Source organism: Stella humosa, assembly GCF_006738645.1.
In the GTDB taxonomy this organism is placed as follows: domain Bacteria; phylum Pseudomonadota; class Alphaproteobacteria; order ATCC43930; family Allostellaceae; genus Allostella; species Allostella humosa.
In genome coordinates, this window is sequence record NZ_AP019700.1 from 5,058,039 (window position 1) to 5,074,075 (window position 16,037).

Annotated in this window: 15 protein-coding genes; 1 reads left to right on the forward strand and 14 read right to left on the reverse strand. The window is 70.1% G+C overall.

All coding sequences use genetic code 11. The features are described 5' to 3' along the window. The first annotated feature begins 35 nt into the window (after positions 1-35). The gene (locus STVA_RS23705) at positions 36-674 is read left to right on the forward strand and encodes a LysE family translocator (protein WP_123692718.1); all 639 of its coding nucleotides are present in this window, start codon (positions 36-38) and stop codon (positions 672-674) included. Between the two features lies 1 nt (position 675). On the opposite strand, the gene STVA_RS23710 is transcribed toward STVA_RS23705, so the two are convergent. The 14 genes from STVA_RS23710 to STVA_RS23775 all read right to left on the reverse strand — a co-directional run bounded on the left by STVA_RS23710 (position 676) and on the right by STVA_RS23775 (position 15,992). Beyond that, complete coding sequence (locus STVA_RS23710) at positions 676-1,458, reverse strand: sulfite exporter TauE/SafE family protein (RefSeq protein ID WP_123692719.1); 783 nt, start codon at positions 1,456-1,458, stop codon at positions 676-678. A 34-nt stretch (positions 1,459-1,492) separates the two neighbouring features. Then, positions 1,493-2,899: a dihydrolipoyl dehydrogenase gene (gene lpdA, locus STVA_RS23715; protein WP_123692720.1), complete on the reverse strand. Its 1,407-nt coding sequence runs from the start codon at positions 2,897-2,899 to the stop codon at positions 1,493-1,495. A 10-nt stretch (positions 2,900-2,909) separates the two neighbouring features. Next, entirely contained in the window at positions 2,910-4,142 is a 1,233-nt protein-coding gene (odhB, locus tag STVA_RS23720) for a 2-oxoglutarate dehydrogenase complex dihydrolipoyllysine-residue succinyltransferase (RefSeq protein WP_123692721.1), read from the reverse strand. Positions 4,143-4,173: 31 nt separating this feature from the next. After that, complete coding sequence (locus tag STVA_RS23725; RefSeq protein ID WP_123692722.1) at positions 4,174-7,065, reverse strand: 2-oxoglutarate dehydrogenase E1 component; 2,892 nt, start codon at positions 7,063-7,065, stop codon at positions 4,174-4,176. 43 nt (positions 7,066-7,108) lie between these two features. Next, a complete protein-coding gene (sucD, locus tag STVA_RS23730; protein ID WP_123692723.1) occupies positions 7,109-7,984 on the reverse strand; it encodes a succinate--CoA ligase subunit alpha in 876 nt (291 codons plus the stop codon). Then, the gene (gene sucC, locus STVA_RS23735; protein WP_123692725.1) at positions 7,984-9,153 is read right to left on the reverse strand and encodes an ADP-forming succinate--CoA ligase subunit beta; all 1,170 of its coding nucleotides are present in this window, start codon (positions 9,151-9,153) and stop codon (positions 7,984-7,986) included. Before sucC ends, sucD begins: the two co-directional genes overlap by 1 nt. Before the next feature lie 171 nt (positions 9,154-9,324). After that, positions 9,325-10,281, reverse strand: coding sequence for a malate dehydrogenase (gene mdh, locus STVA_RS23740; RefSeq protein ID WP_123692980.1), 957 nt, complete (start codon positions 10,279-10,281; stop codon positions 9,325-9,327). 210 nt (positions 10,282-10,491) lie between these two features. Then, positions 10,492-11,631 (reverse strand): cell division protein ZapE, encoded by a 1,140-nt coding sequence (zapE, locus tag STVA_RS23745; protein WP_123692727.1) that lies wholly within the window; start codon positions 11,629-11,631, stop codon positions 10,492-10,494. Positions 11,632-11,685: 54 nt separating this feature from the next. Next, positions 11,686-12,159 (reverse strand): SRPBCC domain-containing protein, encoded by a 474-nt coding sequence (locus STVA_RS23750; protein WP_123692729.1) that lies wholly within the window; start codon positions 12,157-12,159, stop codon positions 11,686-11,688. Next, the gene (locus STVA_RS23755; protein ID WP_245978433.1) at positions 12,156-12,512 is read right to left on the reverse strand and encodes a helix-turn-helix domain-containing protein; all 357 of its coding nucleotides are present in this window, start codon (positions 12,510-12,512) and stop codon (positions 12,156-12,158) included. Before STVA_RS23755 ends, STVA_RS23750 begins: the two co-directional genes overlap by 4 nt. Next, complete coding sequence (locus tag STVA_RS23760) at positions 12,509-12,961, reverse strand: VOC family protein (protein ID WP_123692731.1); 453 nt, start codon at positions 12,959-12,961, stop codon at positions 12,509-12,511. The genes STVA_RS23755 and STVA_RS23760 overlap by 4 nt, the downstream gene beginning before the upstream one ends. 86 nt (positions 12,962-13,047) lie before the next feature. Continuing rightward, positions 13,048-13,803: an SDR family oxidoreductase gene (locus STVA_RS23765; RefSeq protein ID WP_123692733.1), complete on the reverse strand. Its 756-nt coding sequence runs from the start codon at positions 13,801-13,803 to the stop codon at positions 13,048-13,050. Beyond that, positions 13,800-15,200: an NAD(P)H-dependent oxidoreductase gene (locus tag STVA_RS23770; protein ID WP_123692735.1), complete on the reverse strand. Its 1,401-nt coding sequence runs from the start codon at positions 15,198-15,200 to the stop codon at positions 13,800-13,802. The genes STVA_RS23765 and STVA_RS23770 overlap by 4 nt, the downstream gene beginning before the upstream one ends. Positions 15,201-15,203: 3 nt before the next feature. Then, entirely contained in the window at positions 15,204-15,992 is a 789-nt protein-coding gene (locus tag STVA_RS23775) for a phytanoyl-CoA dioxygenase family protein (protein ID WP_123692737.1), read from the reverse strand. Positions 15,993-16,037 lie beyond the last annotated feature (45 nt).

Sequence of the window (16,037 nt, forward strand, 5' to 3'; positions counted from 1 at the left end):
ATCAGCCCGATCAGCATGGTAAAAGGACCCCAGGCATGTTCGACCCGCTTGCCTTCACCCTCTTCGTCGCGGCCGCCCTGGCCATCGCTCTGACGCCCGGCCCCGGCATTCTCTATGTCGCCGCGCGCAGTCTGGCGGGTGGCCGTGCCGATGGCATTGCCTCCAGCGTCGGAACCGGGATCGGCGGGCTCGTGCACATCGTGGCCGGTGCCTGCGGGGTCTCGGCCATCCTGCTGGCCAGTGCGGAGGTCTTCACCCTGTTCAAGCTGCTGGGTGCGGCCTATCTCGTTTTCCTCGGCGTCCAGACGATCCGTTCGGCCGGCCAGCCCCTGGCCATGGCCGCCCCGACAGGTACGAGTGCCGGGGGCGCCTTCCGCCAGGGCATCCTGGTGGAGGCGCTGAACCCGAAGACGGCCGCCTTCTTCCTGGCATTCCTGCCCCAGTTCGTCGATCCCGCCCGGGGCGAGGTGGCGCTGCAGTTCGTCCTGCTGGGGGTCGTCTCGGTCGTCCTCAACACCGCCGTCGACATCGTCGTGGCGTTCGGCGCGGCCGCGATCGCCCGCCAGATCGCCGGCCGGCCCGCGATCGTCCGGCGCCTGCGCTACGGCTCCGGCGCCACCATGTGCGGCCTGGGGGCGCTGCTGGCATTCGCCCGCCGCCCGGCCGCCGGCTGATTCAGGCGAGCAGGCCCTTGGCCACCAGCACCGAGCCGCCGACCAGGATGGCGGCCTCCAGGATCTGGGTGTGCAGCGTGGCCGAGAAGCGGCGCACCAGCCAGCGGGCGATGAAGGCCCCGGGCGTCGTTACCGCGCCGATCAGCAGCGCCATCGCCCAGTTCTCGGCCGACATCGAGCCCGCCGCCTGGAACACGCCCGTCTTGACGACCGAGGTGACCAGGGTGACGGCACAGTCGGTCGCCAGCACCGCCGGGCCGGCCAGGCCGGCCGCCATGAAGATCGACAGCAGCAGGATGCCGGACCCGGCCGTGCTGCCGACCAGCACGCCATAGCCCGCACCCGCCACGACCATGCCCGGCTCCGACAGGCGGTACTGGAGCCGGCGCGCCCAGCGCCGCACCGGCACCATCAGGATGAGGAAGGCTCCGATCAGCAGCCCCGCGCGCGGGCCGGTCAGCAGCGAATAGCCATACGCGCCGATGATGCAGCCCGGTACCGCGGCCGCGGCCACGATCAGGAAGGCGCGGCGGTCGAGATGCTCGCGGAAGACCCAGAAGCGGCTGGCATTGGTGAAGAAGGCCGACGCGCCGATCACCGGCACCGTGGCCTCCGCCCCGATGGTCGGCACCAGCACCAGCGGCAGCAGCAGGCCCGGCCCGTAGCCGGCGAGCCCGCCGATCACCGAGGCCGTCATCGCGACGGCCAGCACCAGCAGGTATTCCGGCAGCGAGACCGTGCCGAACAGTTGGGCGATCAGGTCGCCGGCCGCAGGATCTTCCATCGGCCGGCGCCCCCTCGCGCCGGGTTAGCTCGGATCAGATATGCAGCGCGCGCCCGTCGACGGCCAGTGCCGCTTCCTTCACCGCCTCGTTCAAGGTCGGGTGGGCGTGGCAGGTGCGCGCGATGTCCTCGGCCGAGCCGCCATACTCCATCGCCAGCACGCATTCGGCGATCAGCGTACCGGCATCCGGGCCGATGATGTGCACGCCCAGCACCTTCTCGGTGCGGGCATCGGCCAGGATCTTCACGAAGCCGTCCGTGTCGCCGACGCAGCGCGCACGGCCATTGGCGGTGAAGGGAAACTTGCCGACCTTGTAGGCGACGCCGTCCGCCTTCAGCTCTTCCTCGTTGCGGCCGACAGTGGCCACTTCGGGCCATGTGTAGACCACGCCCGGAATGGCGTTGTAGTCGATATGGCCCGACTGGCCGGCGATGATCTCGGCCACCACCGAGCCCTCGTCCTCGGCCTTGTGGGCCAGCATCGGCCCGCGCACCACATCGCCGATGGCATAGATGCCGGGCACGGGCGTCTGGAAATGCTCGTCGATCGGGATGCGGCCCTTGGCGTCGGTCGCGATGCCGACGGCGTCGAGCCCCAGGCCCGTCGTGAAGGGACGACGGCCGATCGCCACCAGGACCACGTCGCAGGACAGCGTCTCGGCCGTGCCGCCGGCCGACGGCTCGACCGACAGGGTGATCCCGTCGGCCCCGGCCTCGGCCTTGGTCACCTTGGTGCCGAGGCGGAACTTCATGCCCTGCTTGCCCAGCGTCCGCTGGAGCGTCTTGGCGACCTCCAGGTCGATGCCGGGGGTGATGCGGTCGAGGAACTCGATCACCGTCACCTCGGCACCCAGGCGCCGCCAGACCGAGCCCAGTTCCAGGCCGATGATGCCGCCGCCGACGACGACCAGGTGCTTCGGCACGGCCCCAAGCGACAGCGCGCCGGTCGAGGACACAATGCGCGTCTCGTCGATCGCCACGCCCGGCAGGGGCATGACCTCGGACCCGGTCGCGATCAGGATGGTGCGGGTGGCAAACGTGCGCTCGCTGCCGTCCTCGGCCGTCGCCACGACGCGGCCGGCGGCCGCGATGCGGCCCAGGCCCCGCACCCGCTCGACCTTGTTCTTCTTGAACAGGAAATCGATGCCGCGGGTGTTGTCGAAAACGGCCTTGTCCTTCCACGCCATCATCGCCGGCAGGTCGAGCGTGACCTTGTCCACGACGACGCCCTGGCGGGCGAGCCGGCCGACCTCATGGAACTTCTCGGACGAATCGAGCAGCGCCTTGGAGGGGATGCAGCCGACATTCAGGCAGGTGCCGCCCAGCGTCGCGTCCTTCTCGACGCAGGCGACGCGCATGCCCAGTTGCGCCGCGCGGATGGCGGCGACATAGCCCCCCGGCCCGCCGCCGATGACGACGAGATCGAAGCTCTCCTCGGCCATGACCCGCTCCTCAGAGATCGAACAGAAGCCGTTCCGGGTCCTCGATCGCATCCTTGATCCGGACCAGGAAGGTGACCGCCTCGCGGCCGTCGATGATGCGATGGTCGTAGGAGACGGCCAGGTACATCATCGGCCGCGCCTCGATCCGGTCGCCCACGACCATCGGCCGCTGCATCGTCTTGTGCATGCCAAGGATGGCCGACTGCGGCGGGTTGATGATCGGCGTCGACATCAGCGAGCCGTAGACCCCGCCGTTCGAGATGGTGAAGGTGCCGCCGGTCAGGTCGTCCATCGACAGCTTGCCGTCGCGCGCCTTCTTGCCCAGGGCGGCGATGGTCTTCTCGATCTCGGCGAAGGACATGGTGTCGGCATCGCGCACCACCGGCACGACCAGGCCCTGCTCGGTGCCGACGGCCACGCCGATGTCGTAGTGGTTCTTGTAGACCAGCTCGTCGCCGTCGATCTCGGCATTGACGGCCGGGATCTCCTTCAATGCGGCGATCGAGGCCTTCACGAAGAAGGACATGAAGCCGAGCTTCACGCCGTGCTTCTTCTCGAAGGCATCGCGATGGCGCTCGCGCACGGCGATGACGCGCGTCATGTCGACCTCGTTGAAGGTCGTCAGGATGGCTGCCGTGTTCTGCGCCTCCTTCAGGCGCTCGGCGATGCGGCGGCGCAGGCGCGACATGCGCACGCGCTCCTCGCGGGCGCCGGGCGGGCGCGGCGCGGCAGCGGGTGCCGGGGCGGCGGCGGGTGCCGGCGCGGCAGCGGCCGGCTTGGCCTCGACATAGTTGACGACGTCTTCCTTGGTAACGCGCCCACCCTTGCCGGTGGCGGGGATCTCGGCCGCCGGCAGATCCTGGTCGGCCACGATCTTGCGCGCGGCCGGCGACAAGGCCGGGGCAGCGTCGGCCGGCTTGGCGGCCTCGGCCTTGGGCGCCTCGGCCTTGGCGGGCGCGGCCTTCGCCGGCTCGGCCTTGGCGGCGGCCGGCTTAGCGACGGCACCGGCCGCGTCGATGGTGCCGAGCAGCGCGCCGACCTCGACCGTCGCACCCTCGGGCTGGACGATCTCCACCAGCACGCCGGCGGCAGCCGCGTTGACTTCCAGCGTGACCTTGTCGGTCTCGAGCTCGACCAGCGGTTCGTCCACCTTCACGGCCTCGCCGGCCTTCTTCAGCCAGCGCGCCACCGTGGCTTCGGTCACCGACTCGCCGAGGGCGGGGACTTTGATTTCGGTCGCCATGGTCGTCCTTTGTTCCGAGCGGTCGGATGGTTCAGATGGTCAGCGCGGCCGAGACGAGGGCTTCCTGCTCCTCGTTGTGGCGGCGCAGCAGGCCGGTCGCGGTCGATGCCGAATCCGGGCGACCGACATAGCGTGGCCGCGTCGCCTTGCCGCCGACCTCGGTCAGCACGTCCTCGATGCGGCGGTCGACGAAGTACCAGCCGCCCATGTTGCGCGGCTCTTCCTGGCACCACACGACATCGGCCGCCGGGAAACGCTTCAGCTCCAGCGCCAGCTTCTCGGCCGGGAAGGGATAGAGCTGCTCGACGCGCATCAGGTAGACGTCGTCGATGCCCTTGGTCTCGCGCGCTTCCAGCAGGTCGTAATAGACCTTGCCGCTGCACAGCACGACGCGGCGGATCTTGGCGTCGGCCACCAGCTTGTTCGACAGCCCGCCATCGGCGTCGTCCCACAGGACGCGATGGAACGAGCTGCCGGGGCCGAACTCCGCCAGCTTCGACACCGCCCGCTTGTGGCGCAGCAGCGACTTCGGCGTCATCACGATCAGCGGCTTGCGGAAGCTGCGGCGCATCTGCCGGCGCAGCGCATGGAAATAGTTGGCGGGCGTCGTCAGGTTGACGACCTGCATGTTGTCCTCGGCCGAGAGCTGGAGAAAACGCTCCAGCCGGGCCGACGAATGCTCCGGCCCCTGGCCCTCATAGCCGTGCGGCAGCAGCAGGACGAGGCCGGACATGCGCAGCCACTTGCTCTCGCCCGAGCAGATGAACTGGTCGATGATCACCTGGGCGCCGTTGGCGAAGTCGCCGAACTGCGCCTCCCACAGCACCAGCCCCTGCGGGTCGGCCAGGGTGAAGCCGTACTCGAAGCCCAGCACCGCCTCTTCCGACAGCGGGCTGTCCCACACCTCGAACGTCGCCTGGCCGGGTGCCACGGCCGAAACCGGAACGTAGCGCTCCTCGCTCGACTGGTCGACCAGGACGGCGTGGCGCTGCGAGAAGGTGCCGCGGCCGACATCCTGGCCGGACAGGCGCACGGGCGTGCCCTCGGCGCAGAGCGTGCCGAAAGCCAGCGCCTCGCCGGTCGCCCAGTCGATGCCCTCGCCCGTCTCGAACATCTTCTTCTTGGCTTCGAGCTGGCGGGCGATCTTGCGGTTGAGGTTGAAGCCTTCCGGCACCCGGGTCAGCGCCTGGCCCACCTGCTGCAGGCGGTCGGCCGCCACCGCGGTCTCGCCGCGTCGGTCGTCGGCCGTGGCCGTGCCGAGGCCAGCCCAGGCGCCCTCCAGCCAGTCGGCCTTGTTGGCCTTGTAGCTGCGCGCCGCGTTGAACTCGGAATCCAGCATCGTCGTGAAGCGGTCGACCATGCCGTCGGCCTCGCCCGCCTGGACGATGCCCTCGCGCTCCAGGCGCTCGGCATAGATGCGGCGCGTGGTCTGCAGGCCGTCGATCTGGCGATACATCTCGGGCTGGGTGAAAGCCGGCTCGTCGCCCTCGTTGTGGCCATGCCGGCGATAGCAGACCATGTCGATGACGACGTCGCGCTTGAAGCGCTGGCGGAACTCGATCGCCACGCGCGCGACATGAACGACCGATTCCGGGTCGTCGCCGTTGACGTGGAAGATCGGCGCCTGGACCATCTTCGCGACGTCGGTGCAGTACGGGCCGGACCGCGCATAGGCCGGCGCCGTGGTGAAGCCGATCTGGTTGTTGACCACGACATTGATCGTGCCGCCGGTGCGATAGCCGCGCAGCTCGGACAGCATCAGCGTCTCGGCCACCACGCCCTGGCCGGCGAAGGCCGCGTCGCCATGCATCAGCAGGCCGACGACCTGGTTCTTCTCGACGTCGCCGCGCTGGCGCTGCTTGGCGCGCACCTTGCCGAGCGTGACCGGGTTCACCGCCTCGAGGTGGGACGGGTTGGCCGAGAGCGACAGGTGGACGACGTTGCCGTCATACTCGCGGTCGGCCGAGGTACCCATGTGGTACTTGACGTCGCCAGAGCCCTGGACGTCGTCGGGCTTGGCCGAATTGCCCTGAAACTCGGAGAAGATCGCGGCGAACGGCTTGCCCATGAAGTTGGCCAGCACGTTGAGCCGCCCGCGATGGGGCATCCCCAGCACCAGCTCGCGCACGCCCAACTGGCCGCCGCGCTTCACGATCTGCTCCAGCGCCGGGATCAGGCTCTCGCCGCCTTCCAGGCCGAAGCGCTTGGTGCCGGTGTAGCGCCGGTCGGCGAAGCGCTCGAAGGTCTCGGCCGCGGTCAGGCGCTCGAGGATGGCGCGCTTGCCCTCGGCGGTGAAGTCGGTGTGGTTGCGCTCCCCCTCGATGCGCTCCTGGATCCAGATGCGCTGCTCGGGGTCCATGATATGCATGAACTCGACGCCGATGCTCTGGCAGTAGGTGTCGCGCAGGATCTGCACGATCTCGCGCAGGGTCGCAGTCTCGCGGCCCAGCACGCGGTCGATATAGATGGGCTGGTCGAGGTCGTCCTCGTCGAAGCCGTAGCTTGCCGGGTCGAGGTCGGCATGCACCGGTCGCTTCTCGATCCCGAGCGGATCGAGGGCGGCGATCAGGTGCCCGCGCACGCGATAGGCGCGGATCAGCATAAGCGCCCGGATCGACGCCTGGATCGCCTTGCGGGTCGCGTCCTGGCCGGCTGCGATCGGCGGCCGAATCTGGCCCGCGGCAGCGGCAGCAGCGGCGGTCGCCGCCACCCCGTTGACGTGGGCGATGATGCCGCCCGACCGTGGAGCCCAGGATGCCCCCCGCAATTCCTGGGCTACGGCCGCGCCGTCTTCCTGCAGGCCACGAAAGAACTGTACCCAGCTCGGCTCCACGGAGGACGGATTCTCGAGGAACCGCTCGTAAAGCTCGGCGATGAACGGCGCGTTGGCGCCGGACAGGAAGGTGCTTTGATGGACGCTCACGGGTGGACTTCTCCAGGCTCCGGCCGGGGGGTGCCGGCGGGGCTTAACCTTTAAGGATCTTCAACATGGTGGTTCCAAGGGCCGCCGGGGAGTCCGCGACCGCAATACCGGCCGACCGCATGGCCTCCATCTTGTCGCCGGCCCCGCCCTTGCCACCCGAAATGATGGCGCCGGCATGGCCCATGCGCCGCCCGGGCGGCGCCGTGACGCCGGCGATGAAGCCCACCACCGGCTTCTTGATCTTGGACGAACGCAGCAGGGCCGCCCCGTCTTCCTCGGCCGACCCGCCGATCTCGCCGATCATGATGATCGCCTGGGTCTCGTCGTCGGCCAGGAACATCTCCAGCACCTCGACGAAGTTGGTGCCGTTGACCGGGTCGCCGCCGATGCCGACGCAGCTCGACTGGCCAAGGCCCGCCGCCGTCGTCTGGGCGACCGCCTCGTAGGTCAACGTGCCAGAGCGCGAAACGATGCCAACCTTGCCGCGCAGATGGATGTGGCCGGGCATGATGCCGATCTTGCACTCGTCCGGCGTGATCACGCCCGGGCAGTTCGGCCCGATCAGGCGCGACTTGGAGCCGGCGAGGCCGCGCTTCACCCGCACCATGTCGAGCACGGGGATGCCCTCGGTGATGCAGATGACAAGCGGGATCTCGGCGTCGACGGCCTCGAGAATGGCGTCGGCCGCGAACGGCGGCGGCACGTAGATGACGGTGGCATTGGCGCCGGTCGTCTCCACGGCCTCGGCCACGGTGTCGAACACCGGCAGGTCGAGATGGCGGCTGCCGCCCTTACCCGGGGTGACGCCGCCCACCATCTTGGTGCCGTAGGCGATCGCCTGCTCGGAATGGAAGGTGCCCTGGGCTCCGGTGAAGCCCTGGCAGATCACCTTGGTGGCGGAATTGACGAGGATCGACATCAGGCCGCTTCCTTCACCGCTTTGACGATCTTTTCCGCGGCATCGGCGAGATTGTCCGCCGAGGTGATCGCGAGACCGGACTGCTTCAGGATCTTCTTGCCGAGGTCGACGTTCGTCCCCTCGAGCCGCACCACCAGAGGCACGTGCAGGCTGACCTCGCGGGCCGCCGCCACCACGCCCTCGGCGATGACGTCGCAGCGCATGATGCCGCCGAAGATGTTGACGAGGATGCCCTCGACGTTGGCGTCGGACAGGATCAACTTGAAGGCCGTGGTGACACGCTCCTTCGTGGCGCCGCCGCCGACATCCAGGAAGTTGGCAGGCAGGCCGCCATAGAGCTTGATGATGTCCATGGTCGCCATGGCCAGGCCCGCGCCGTTGACCATGCAGCCGATGTTGCCGTCGAGCTTGACGTAGTTGAGGCCGTGCTTGCCGGCTTCCAGCTCCGAGGGATCTTCCTCGTCCTCGTCGCGCAGCTCCTCGACCGCCTTCTGGCGATAGAGCGCGTTGTCGTCGAAATTCATCTTGGCATCGAGCGCGATCAGCTCGCCCGCACCGGTCACGACCAGCGGGTTGATCTCGACGATGCTGGCATCGAGGCCGACGAAGGCGTCGTAGAGCGCCGTCATGAACTTGACCGCGGCCGATACCTGCTTGCCCTGCAGCCCCAGCCCGAAGGCCAGCTTGCGGGCATGGAAGGGCTGGAAGCCCGTCGCCGGGTCGACCGCGACCTTCATGATCTTCTCGGGCGTGGCGGCCGCCACCTCCTCGATCTCCATGCCGCCCTCGGTCGAGGCCATGACCGTCACGCGCTGGGTGGCGCGGTCGATCAGCAGGCCCAGATAGAGCTCGCGGGCGATGTCGCAGCCTTCCTCGACATAGACCCGCTTCACCTCGCGGCCCTCGGGGCCGGTCTGGTGGGTGACGAGGGTCATGCCGATCATCCGCGCCGCCTCGGCGCGCACGTTCTCCAGCGACTTCACCACCTTGACGCCGCCGCCCTTGCCGCGGCCGCCGGCGTGGATCTGTGCCTTGACGACCCAGACCGGCCCGCCCAGCGACTTGGCGGCGGCCTCGGCCTCGTCCTCGGTATAGGCGACCTGGCCCTGCGGCACCGGCACGCCATACTTCTTCAAAAGCGCCTTGGCCTGATACTCGTGGATATTCATCGCGGGACCGTTCCGTTGAGCCGGGTCTCGGGGGGCGCTGCGGGCCCGTGCGCCGGAAGGCGGGCGGCCCGCAGGACCATCGCCCCGCGACGGGCGCGGGGCGATGCTGGATCGCTAATCTAACAAGTTTCTATTGCACCGCAACGACGGGCCATTCCGGCCGCCCGCGGGTCAGCCCTGCATCAGGCCGCGGGTGACCTCGATCAGGCCCTTCACGGCGCCGACCGACTTGTCGAACATGGCCTTCTCCTCGGCCGTCAGCGCGATCTCGACCACCTTCTCGACGCCGTCGCCGCCGATGATGACCGGCACGCCGACATAGAGGCCGTCGATGCCATACTGGCCCGACAGCCAGGCCGCGCACGGCAGCAGGCGGCGCTTGTCCTTCAGGTAGCTCTCGGCCATCTGGATCGCCGAGGAGGCCGGGGCATAGAAGGCCGAGCCGGTCTTCAGCAGGCCGACGATCTCGGCCCCGCCGTCGCGGGTGCGCTGGACGATCTGGTCGATCTTCTCCTGCGTCGACCAGCCCATGCGGATGAGGTCGGGCACCGGGATGCCGGCCACCGCCGAATAGCGCACCAGCGGGACCATGGTGTCGCCATGGCCGCCCAGCACGAAGGCGGTCACGTCCTCGACCGAGACGTTGAACTCCTCGGCCAGGAAATAGCGGAAGCGGGCCGAATCGAGCACGCCGGCCATGCCGACGACGCGGTTGTGCGGCAGGCCGCAGGCCTCGCGCAGCACCCACACCATGGCATCGAGCGGGTTGGTGATGCAGATGACGAAGGCGTTCGGGCAGTGCTCCTTGATGCCCGCGCCGACCTGGTTCATCACCTTGGTGTTGATGCCGATCAGGTCGTCACGGCTCATGCCGGGCTTGCGCGCGACGCCCGCCGTCACGATCACCACGTCGGCCCCGGCGATCGCAGAATAGTCGCTGGCGCCGCTGAAGCTGGCGTCGAAGCCCTCGACCGGGCTCGCCTGGGCGATGTCGAGCGCCTTGCCCTGGGGCACGCCGTCGACGACGTCGAACAGGACGACGTCGCCCAGTTCCTTCAGGCCCGCGAGCAGGGCCAGGGTGCCGCCGATATTGCCCGCGCCCACGAGCGCGATCTTGTTGCGAACGATCTTTCCGCGAGCCATGAGGGTTCCTCACCAGCGGGTGAAGGCCCGGCAGGGCGGGCCTATTCATGATGAAATGCGGTGCCGGCCCAGCGTCCGGCGCCAGGACGGGCGGCTTGTTAGCGCGAATGGACCGCACTAGCAAGCCGACGACCGCGCATATCTCCCCCGCCCCGACCGCAGAGGCGGGCGCGGCAGCCGCCCGCGGCCGGCCCCCTAGCCGGCGTGCGGCGCCTCGCTGTCCAGGTAGTCGGCCGACTGCATCTCCTCCAGCCGGGAGGCGGTGCGCCGGAACTCGAAGGCGCCATCGCCGGCGGGGTAGAGGTCGATCGGCTCGCCCTCGGCCGAGCAGAGGAAGCGGACGCGGCCATCATAAAGGGCATCGACCAGGGTGACGAAGCGCTTGGCGACGTCGCGCCGGTCGCGGCCCATGCGCGGGATACCCGACAGGATGACCGCATCGAAGCGCTCGGCCAGGGCCAGGTAGTCCGCCGGCCCGAGCGGCCGGCCGCACAGGTCCTCGAACCCGAACCAGGCGACCCGGCGGGCGGCCTTGGGCACCGCCAGCCGCCGGCCCAGCACCTCGATCGTCGTGGGCCCGGCCGGCGCCCCGCCGGTCAGGTCGTCGAAGGCGGCCATCAGTGCCGCCTCGGCCGCCGGCCCGGGCGGCACATGATAGAGCCGATGGTCCTTGATGCGGTCGAGCCGGTAGTCGACGCCGCCATCCAGCTCGAGGACGTCCAGCTTCTCCTCGATCAGCGCGATGAAGGGCAGGAAGCGCTCGCGCTGCAGCCCGTCCTTGTAGAGGTCGCGCGGCGGCCGGTTGGAGGTGGCGACCACGACCACGCCCGCCTCGAACAGCCGCTCGAATAGCCGGCCCAGGATCATCGCGTCGGCGATGTCGCTCACCTGGAACTCGTCGAAGCACAGCAGCCAGGCCTGGCGGGCCAGTTCCTGGGCCAGCGGCGCCAGCGGGTCGCCGTCATTGGTCTTGCGCCATTCATGCAGGCGGCGATGCACGTCCTGCATGAAGGCGTGGAAATGCACCCGCCGCTTGGCCTCGACCGGGGCCACGTCGAAGAACAGGTCCATCAGCATCGACTTGCCGCGGCCGACCTCGCCATAGATGTAGAGGCCCTGCGGCGCCGGGTCGGGCCGGCGCGCCAACCCCAGCCGCTGGCGCCAGCCGCCGCTGCCCGTCGACGGCCGGTAGCCGGCGAGCGCGTTGGCCAGGCTCTCCAGCTTCTCGGCCGCCAGGGCCTGATGCGGGTCGGGACGCAGTTCGCCGCGGCGCAGCAGCGCGCGATAGGCGGCGAGCGGCGAGGCGGGGCGCGGGGATTCGGACGTGTCGGGCATGGGCAGCGGCGATAGATAGCGGCCGCCGGGCCGAATGCAACATGGATGCGGCGTTCAGCCCGGCAGGCGACCGGCCATGGCGGCCAGTTGGCCACGCCACCAGTCGCCCATCATGCGCATCAGCGGCACGTCGGCCAGCGCATGGCGGGCGGGATGGCCGGGGTTCAGGCGGTCCCAGCCGCTGTGGCGGACGACGACGCGGGTGCCGCCCGGCACAGCCTTGAACTCGATCTCGACCTCCGTCTCCTCGTCGCCCGAATGATGCGGGTTGCGCCAGGAGAAGGCCAGGCGCCGGCCCGGCTGCCAGTCGCGGATATGGCCGACCTCGAACAAGGTGCCATCGGGATAGGCCTCGACCAGCCGACCGCCAGGGCCTGGATCGAAGCGCATCGTCCCGTCGTTGCCACGGCGGAAGCGGTAGGCGGGGCCACGCTGCCACCACACGTCGACCTCGTCGGTAAACAGCGCGAAGGCGCGCTCGGGCGGGGCGGCCACGGTGACGGCGACCATGATCGCAGCCCCGCTCATCCCTCCTCCCGCATGCGGCGCTCGACATGGGTCTTGAAGGCGTCGAGCTGGCCCGCCCAGTGCGCCTGCACCACCTCCAGCCAGGCGCCCAGCTCGCGGAACGGCTCCGGCCGCAGGCGATAGAGCTTCACCCGCGCGTCGTCCTCGACCCGCACCTCTTCCACCAGCCGGTGGCGGCGCAGGATGCGCAGGTGCTTGCTCATGGCGGGCGGCGCCAGGGCCAGCGCGCGGGCAAGGTCCCCCGCCCGCTCCGGCCCGTGGCGCAGCCGGTCGACCACGCGCCGGCGCACGGGGTCGGCCAGCGCCGCCAGGGCGGCGTCGACCCCTTCCCCATGCAGTTCAGGATCGTTCAAGACCGGTATTCGACCTTGAGGCCGGAATTGGCACTCATCTCGTCGGCCGGCACGTCGCGCACATGCTGGGCGAAGACCCAGTGATGGCCCTCCGGGTCGGCCGCGCGATAGGTGCGGTCGCCGTAGAACTGGTCGGTCGGCTCGGCCACGATGCGGGCGCCCGCCGCCCGCGCCCGGGCGCAATGGGCGTCGACGTCGGCCACCTCGACATGGACCGACTGGGTGTTGGCGCCGCCGGCGGACCGGGGGCTTTTGGCCCAGTCCGCCCAGCCGGCCGGGCCCAGCATCACCAGCGCGCCGTCGATCGAAACCTCGCCATGCTGCACCCGGCCGTCGCCGTCGGTCACCAGCAGGTGCGTCTCGAATCCGAACGCCGCCTCCAGGAATGCGATGGCCCCATTCGGGTCGTCATAGCTCAGCGCCGGGATGATCGTCTGTCGGATGGGCATGGCCGGACTCCAGTATCGTCAGGTTCGCGACATATTTTCCATATTCGGAAATCATATCGCGATCAAGCGCCGCGACGGCGACGGGCTCAGAGCCCGCCGGTCGCGCGCAGCGTGCCGCCATGGCAATAGGCGGCGGCATCGGACAGCAGGAACAGGATCTGGCCCGCCACCTCGTCCGGCGAGGCGGCCCGGCCGAGCGGCACCATGGAGACCATGCGGGCGACGCGGCCGGGCTCGCCGGCCGTCGCATGGATGTCGGTCTCGGTCAGGCCGGGGGCGATGCCGACGACGCGGATGCCCTCGCCCGCCACCTCCTTGGCCAGGCCGATGGTCAGGCTGTCGATCGCGCCCTTCGAGGCCGCATACCAGACGAACTCGCCGGCACTGCCGCGGCTGGCCGCGCCCGAGGAGACGTTGACGATGGCCCCGCCGGCGCCACCGCGGGCGGTCGACATGCGGCGCACGGCCTCGCGCGCGCAGAGGAAGGCACCCAGCACGTTGATGCGGAAGACCGCATCCAGCGTCGCGGCGGACACGTCGGCCACCCGGCCGATCGGGCCGCTGATCCCGGCATTGTTGACCAGCCCCGTCAGCGGACCGAGCGCGGTTGCGGCCTCGAATATCCGCAGCACATCGGCCTCGACCGCGACATCACCCTGAACCGCCACGGCGCGGCCGCCGGCGCCCTCGATCGCCGACACCACGCGGCCGGCCGAGTCGGCATCGCTGGCGTAGTTGACGCACACCGCATAGCCGGCCGCCGCCGCCGCCCGTGCCGTGGCGGCGCCGATGCCCCGGCCGCCACCGGTGACCAGCAGGACGCCCCGTCCCCCGGCGCTCATTGGGCGGCCGCCAGGGCGCCGGCCGCCAGGGTACTGGTCGGGGCCGGGGCGAAGGTCCGTTCCATCTCGCGCCGCACCTGGACGGCCTCGACCGCGGGATCGAAGGCGACGTCGGCCCAGCCGACCGGCCGGCCGGCGGCCACCGCCCGCTTCAGGCGCACGCCATGGGCCAGGCCCAGCGGCAGGCCACCCAGCGCCAGGGAATCGGCCGCCGGCATCAGCCGGCCATAGACAGTGTAGCCGCCCTCGCCATCCAGCATCTCGCCCTCCGCCAGGTCACGCTTGGCGGTCGCCACCACGTCGCCGAGGAAACCCTGCGCTGCCCCCGTCGCCTCGCCGCGCAGGCCGGCCATGGCGACGGTGATACCCAGTTCCAGCCCGATCAGGTGGTAGGGCTTGTACATGGCGGCATAGCGCCCGCTCGGGTCGGTCACGAGGCCATATTCCCGGAAGCAGCGCGCGACATAGTCGTCGGACGCCTCGAACACCGCATAGACGCCCCAGCGCAGGTCGCGGAAGACCGGGCGGCCGTCGCGCTCCAGGCTGGACACCACCTCGACCGTGCCCGGCCCGTCGGCGGCGGCGTCCGGCAGGGTGCCGCCGACCCGCTCCGGCCGCAGGATGCGCGGCAAGTCGTCGACGCCGCAGGGCGGGAAGGACAGGCCGTGCGCCTGCGGCACCAGGCCGGTGGCATTGGCGACGGCGGCCATCTCGATCGCCGACTTGGTGCCGTCGAGAAACGAGTTGAACATCTGCGGGTTCATGCCGCCGGCGGCCGCGTCCTCCGGTGTCAGGCCGTAATGGCCCCACACCGTGTCCGGCGTGGAGGCGTGGTAGGCCGGCAGGTACTTGGTGCCCTTGCCGGCGCAGACGACGCGCAGGCCGACCGCGCGCGCCCATTCCACCATCTCGGCGATCAGGGCCGGCTGGTCGCCATAGGCCAGCGAGTAGGCAACCCCGGCCGCGGCCGCGCGGCGCGCCAGCAGGGGGCCGGCCAGCACGTCGGCCTCGACATTCACCATCGTCACGTGGCGGCCATGGGCAAAGGCGGCGAGCGCATGGCGGATGCCGGCCGCCGGATGGCCCGTCGCCTCCACCACCACGTCCAGGCCGTCGGCCGCGATCATCCCCATCGCGTCGTCGGTGATGAAGGTCGTGCCGGCGGCGCGCGCCGCGGCGAACGAGCCGGCGCCATACTGCGCCTCGGGCCAGCCGCAGCGGGCGAGCGCGGCCCGCGCCCGGTCCGGCGACAGGTCGGCCACCGCCAGGACATGCAGGCCGGGCGTGCGCCGGGCCTGGGACAGGAACATGGTGCCGAACTTGCCGGCGCCGATGACGCCGACGCGGATCGGGTTGCCGGCGGCCGCGCGGGCCGCCAGCAGGCGGTGGAGGAACATCGCTCAGGCCGCCTTCGACAAGGTGAGCAGGCAGTCGTCCGGCAGCGGCTCGATCGGACGGAAGTCGCGGTGCGCAATCCATTCCGGCCGCTTGAAGCGGCGGATGGCGTTGTCCACGCGATTGAGGCTGACATAGACGATGGTCCGGTCGAACGGCGACAGGTTGCCCGGGCTGGCATGGACCAGGTTGCCGTGGAACATCAGCACCGACCCGGCCTTGCCCTTGGGCGCCACGAGCCCACCCTCGCCGACCAGCCGGCGGATGGTGTCGTTGTCGATCGTCCACAGGGGATAGCTGGTCGTCTGCAGGTCGTGGCCGGCCTCCAGCACGCCCAGCTTGTGCGAGCGCGGGATGAACATGAGCGCGCCGTTGAACTCCGTCACGTCGTCCAGGAAGACGGCGACGTTCATCGCGTGCGGCCCCGGCATGTCGTCGTCGTTGCTCCAGGTGCCGTAGTCCTGGTGCCACTGCCACTGGTCGCCGTCGAAGGCGGCCTTGGCGTTGATCTTGAACTGGTGGATGTAGGCGGGGCCGCCCAGCAGGTCGATCACCGGCTCCACCATGCGCGGGTGGCGGGCAAGGGCGGCGAAGGTCGGGTCGTAGGTGTGGGTGGCGAACGCCGTGCGCACCACATCGCCCGTGCGCTCGCGCACATTCTCGGGCCGGCGCTGGGCGAAGATGCGCGGCACCTCGCCGCGCATGACGGCCACCTCGTCCGCGGTGAACACGTCGGGAAGGAAGATATAGCCTTCGTCGGCAAATCGGCCTTTCTGCTCGCTGGTCAGCTTCATGGCGCATCTCCCGGGTCTTCAGCTTATGGGGCATCAGGCTAGGAC

Coding starts and splice junctions, on each gene's coding strand:
- STVA_RS23750 (WP_123692729.1), bottom strand. CDS start 12,159: ATGAGCGGGGCTGCGATCATGGTCGCCGTCACCGTGGCCGCCCCGCCC.
- STVA_RS23760 (WP_123692731.1), bottom strand. CDS start 12,961: ATGCCCATCCGACAGACGATCATCCCGGCGCTGAGCTATGACGACCCG.
- STVA_RS23765 (WP_123692733.1), bottom strand. CDS start 13,803: ATGAGCGCCGGGGGACGGGGCGTCCTGCTGGTCACCGGTGGCGGCCGG.
- lpdA (WP_123692720.1), bottom strand. CDS start 2,899: ATGGCCGAGGAGAGCTTCGATCTCGTCGTCATCGGCGGCGGGCCGGGG.
- STVA_RS23775 (WP_123692737.1), bottom strand. CDS start 15,992: ATGAAGCTGACCAGCGAGCAGAAAGGCCGATTTGCCGACGAAGGCTAT.
- STVA_RS23710 (WP_123692719.1), bottom strand. CDS start 1,458: ATGGAAGATCCTGCGGCCGGCGACCTGATCGCCCAACTGTTCGGCACG.
- STVA_RS23770 (WP_123692735.1), bottom strand. CDS start 15,200: ATGTTCCTCCACCGCCTGCTGGCGGCCCGCGCGGCCGCCGGCAACCCG.
- zapE (WP_123692727.1), bottom strand. CDS start 11,631: ATGCCCGACACGTCCGAATCCCCGCGCCCCGCCTCGCCGCTCGCCGCC.
- odhB (WP_123692721.1), bottom strand. CDS start 4,142: ATGGCGACCGAAATCAAAGTCCCCGCCCTCGGCGAGTCGGTGACCGAA.
- STVA_RS23705 (WP_123692718.1), top strand. CDS start 36: ATGTTCGACCCGCTTGCCTTCACCCTCTTCGTCGCGGCCGCCCTGGCC.
- sucC (WP_123692725.1), bottom strand. CDS start 9,153: ATGAATATCCACGAGTATCAGGCCAAGGCGCTTTTGAAGAAGTATGGC.
- sucD (WP_123692723.1), bottom strand. CDS start 7,984: ATGTCGATCCTCGTCAATTCCGCCACCAAGGTGATCTGCCAGGGCTTC.